The 3,518-nt window shown below is 71.5% G+C and carries 3 protein-coding genes and 3 pseudogenes; 3 read left to right on the forward strand and 3 right to left on the reverse strand.

Annotated elements, in window-relative coordinates:
* The first annotated feature begins 55 nt into the window (after positions 1-55).
* The 3 genes and pseudogenes from AC2W7C_RS15030 to AC2W7C_RS15040 all read left to right on the forward strand — a co-directional run bounded on the left by AC2W7C_RS15030 (position 56) and on the right by AC2W7C_RS15040 (position 2,031).
* Positions 56-361: a hypothetical protein gene (locus AC2W7C_RS15030; protein ID WP_486002136.1), complete on the forward strand. Its 306-nt coding sequence runs from the start codon at positions 56-58 to the stop codon at positions 359-361.
* Positions 333-1,223, forward strand: coding sequence for a class I SAM-dependent methyltransferase (locus AC2W7C_RS15035; RefSeq protein ID WP_486002137.1), 891 nt, complete (start codon positions 333-335; stop codon positions 1,221-1,223). The genes AC2W7C_RS15030 and AC2W7C_RS15035 overlap by 29 nt, the downstream gene beginning before the upstream one ends.
* Positions 1,224-1,231: 8 nt before the next feature.
* Positions 1,232-2,031: pseudogene (locus AC2W7C_RS15040) on the forward strand (TrmH family RNA methyltransferase).
* A gap of 335 nt (positions 2,032-2,366) precedes the next feature.
* On the opposite strand, the gene AC2W7C_RS15045 reads toward AC2W7C_RS15040, so the two are convergent.
* The 3 genes and pseudogenes from AC2W7C_RS15045 to AC2W7C_RS15055 all read right to left on the reverse strand — a co-directional run.
* Positions 2,367-2,723 carry a GFA family protein gene (locus AC2W7C_RS15045; RefSeq protein WP_486002138.1) on the reverse strand — a complete coding sequence of 119 codons (357 nt, stop codon included), beginning with the start codon at positions 2,721-2,723 and terminating at the stop codon, positions 2,367-2,369.
* Between the two features lie 4 nt (positions 2,724-2,727).
* A pseudogene (locus AC2W7C_RS15050) lies at positions 2,728-3,185 on the reverse strand (DUF3224 domain-containing protein).
* A pseudogene (locus tag AC2W7C_RS15055) lies at positions 3,185-3,340 on the reverse strand (hypothetical protein); the annotation flags it as partial. The pseudogenes AC2W7C_RS15050 and AC2W7C_RS15055, both read right to left, overlap by 1 nt.
* Positions 3,341-3,518 lie beyond the last annotated feature (178 nt).

Consider the following 3,518-nt stretch of genomic DNA (forward strand, 5'->3'; position numbering starts at 1 on the left):
GCCGTCCTCGTCGCCGCCGCGGCCGGACTGACGCCCCGAACGCCCCTCCTCGGCCGTGATCGTCATGATCCTGGCGTGGCCGCCGCCTCGGCTGGTCCGTGCGCGATCGGCGCGCAGTCGGGCCGGGACGCCCTACGGGCTGCCGGAGATGCTGGCGGCGCCCGTCTACTGGAGCCTGCTCAGCCTGGCCTTCTTCCACGCCTTCTGGCGGCTGGTGCGCGAGCCGTTCGCCTGGGACAAGACCCGGCACCGCCGCGACGGCCCGCCGGCGTTCGAGCCGAAGCGTCACGCCGCGCTGGACGAGGCGGGGTCGCACCGCCTATCAGCGGACCATGCCGCCGCGCCTGAACCCGTCGCCTGAAATCCTGGTCACTCGTGGCTGGCAGGACTACGCCCTGCTGGACTCCGGCGACGGCCGAAAGCTGGAGCGCTACGGTCCCTACACCGTGGTCCGGCCCGAGCCCCAGTGCTTCTGGTCGCCGCGCGACCCGGCCGCCTTCGACCGCGCCGACGCCGTGTTCGATCCCACCGACGAGGACGAGGCCGGCCGCTGGCGGTTCGCCGGCAAGCCCGTCGAGACCTTTCCCCTGGCCTGGCGCGACGTGCGTTTCACCAGCCGCTTCACCCCCTTCCGGCACCTGGCCTTCTTCCCCGAGCAGGCCGCCAACTGGGAATGGCTGGACGGCCGCGTCGCCGCCCTGCGCAAGCCCAAGGTCCTGAACCTGTTCGGCTACACCGGCGTCGCCAGCCTGGCCTGCGCCGCCGCCGGGGCCGAGGTCACCCACGTCGACGCCTCCAAGAAGTCCGTCGCCTGGGCCCGCGAGAACGCCGAGCGGTCGGGCCTGGCGGACCGCCCGATCCGCTGGATCGTCGAGGACTGCCGCAAGTATGTGGCGCGCGAGGTGCGCCGCGGCTCGAAATACGACGGGATCATCCTGGACCCGCCCAAGTACGGGCGCGGGCCGACGGGCGAGGTGTGGCGGCTGTTCGAGGACCTGCCGGGCCTGTTGAAGGACTGTGCGGCCTTGCTGGCCGACGACGCCGCCTTCCTGCTGCTGAACGCCTACGCCGCGCGCATCTCGGGCCTGTCGCTGGCCCATCTGATGGCCGAGGCGACCGCGGACCGGGACGGCGTGATCGACTGGGGCGAGCTCGCCCTGGCCGAGGACGGTCCGGACGGCCGGGCGATCGGCCTGAGCTTCTTCGCCCGCTGGTCGGCCTGATGAGCGCCATGACCTCGGATCGCCTGATCACCTCCCTGACCAACGACACGGTCAAGGCCGTGCGCGCGCTCCACATGCGCAAGGAGCGCGAGGCCACCGGACGGTTCCTGGCCGAAGGCCTGAAGTTCATCGGCGAGGCGCTGGACCAGGGCCGCGCGCCCCGGCTGCTGCTGGTCGGCGAGGAGGCGCGCCCGCACCCGCTGCTGGACCGCGCCGGGCCGCGACCCGCGAGGCTGGGGGCGAGGTCGTCGTGGTCACCCACGCCATCCTCGAGAAGATCAGCCGCCGGGACAATCCGCAGACGGTGCTGGGCGTCTTCGACCAGGTCTATACGGCGCTGTCGGCGATCCAGCCGGGCGCGTCTCCGTGCTGGGTGGCGCTCGAGCAGGTCCGCGATCCCGGCAACCTGGGCACCATCATCCGCACCGCCGACGCGGCGGGCTGCGGCGGGGTCATCCTGATCGAGGACTGCGTCGATCCCTATTCGACCGAGGCGGTCAGGGCGACCATGGGCTCGGTCTTCGCCGTCGCCATCGCCCGGACGACGCGGGCGGAGTTCCTGGCCTGGCGGCAGAGCTGGCCAGGCAGCGTGATCGGCACGCGGCTGGACGCGGCTCACGGCTACCGCGACGCCGCTCTGCAGCATCCGGCCCTGGTGCTGATGGGCAACGAGCAGGCGGGCCTGACCGACGAACTGGCCGCCGCCTGCGACGTCAACGTCAAGATCCCCATGCGCGGCCGGGCCGACAGCCTGAACCTGGCCATCGCGACGGGGATCATGGTCTATGCGGTGACCGACGCCGCCTGAACGCCGCCGCATGACGGGACTTTCGCGTGCCGGACGGCGCCCCTGCGGCCCAGCGCGGCCGGCATGCCCCTTCCGCCCGCCTTGCCCGCTCTCGCCCTGACGGCCCTTCGCGCCCAGCTCAAGGCGACCGACCGCCGGGCCGCCGCCCTGTCCGAACAGCCGCGACGCCCGCCCGGACCGCCCGTCATCCTCGGGCTTGTTCGAGGACCTATGGATCTGTCGGGCTCGCCCACGCCGGCGCGACCGCTCCCCGGACCCCACCGGCGACCGGAAGAGCCTTGGGGTCAAGATCAAGACGATAAATCAATCCGTTATTCTGAAGAACGAGCGCAAAGCTAGAAGTTTCGGCCGTCGACCCGCTGGGCAGTCCAGCTCCACGGCTCGATGTCGGTCAGGGTGCGCACGTTGACGGCGACCATCTGGTCTCCGGACGGGGTTTCGCCGCGAGCGAAGGCCTGCACGCCGCACGTGTCGCAGAATTGGTGCCGGATCTTGTGGCTGTTGAAGGTGTAGGCGGTCTGCGGCCCGAACGCCGTCTGGCGGAAGGCGTCGGGCGAGACGAAGGCCAGCGCGAAGCCCTTGCGATAGCAGTGCGAGCAGTTGCACTCGATCAGGCCCTGAAGGTCGGTGTCGACCTCATAGGCGACGGCGCCACAGGCGCAGGAGCCCTTGTGGGTCGGGGTCTCGGTCATCGGCTCACTCCGAAGGCAGGGTGTATTCGAGGTCGTAGCGGTGGACGCCGCCCTCGATGGTCAGGTGGAAGACTCCGGCGAGGCCGGTCAGTTCCCCGGTGCCCGAGCCGGGAACGACGGTGATGGACAGGTCGTGGGCGCCCCTGTCCATGACGCCGCGATGGACCAGGGAGAAGGTCCCCGTCCGGCCGGCGAGCCGCCCCGCACTCGCTCGATCGCGACATAGACGCCCGATTGGTCCGGCCCCATCATGGCCAGCATCTCGCCCTCGCCGGCCGCCTGGATGTCGCCCTCGAAGGTCTTGGCCAGGATCATGCGGCCGTGCGCGTCGGGCGCCGCGTCGGCTTCCGGCGGGACCGGAGTGATCGTCACCTGGAAAGTTCCGCGGGCGTGCTGGGTCATGGGAGCCTCCTGGGCGGCCGGGGTCAAGAGAAGGCTCGCGGCGAGGATCGGGCCCAACATCACGCGTCCTCCAGATAGCTGACACCCGGCGCCGACTTCAGGGCGCCGCGCAGGGCGCCGTCCAGGCGATAGCGGCCGGGCAGCTTCATCTCGACCTCGCGACGGCCGTCCAGGGAGGCGACGAGCGAGATCTCTCCCCCCCTTGCCGCCCGCGCGCCGCCCGCCCCTCCAACGGGCGGCAAGGGGATAACGCGGCGAAGAGCTCGATCGCCGCCCTTCTGGAACCGAGGACGCCCGCCGGACTCTTCGTTCGGCGGGCGTCGTCGTGCCGGGAGGTGCGACGCCTAGAAGCTCCAGCGCGTCCCCAGCGACCAGGCCAGGCCATGCCCCTCG

The organism is Brevundimonas sp. CURTG3B2_SDJG, assembly GCF_057364705.1.

Excerpts from the sequence above, each read along its gene's own strand:
- AC2W7C_RS15035 (WP_486002137.1), top strand. The coding sequence starts at position 333 with ATGCCGCCGCGCCTGAACCCGTCGCCTGAAATCCTGGTCACTCGTGGC.
- AC2W7C_RS15045 (WP_486002138.1), bottom strand. The coding sequence starts at position 2,723 with ATGACCGAGACCCCGACCCACAAGGGCTCCTGCGCCTGTGGCGCCGTC.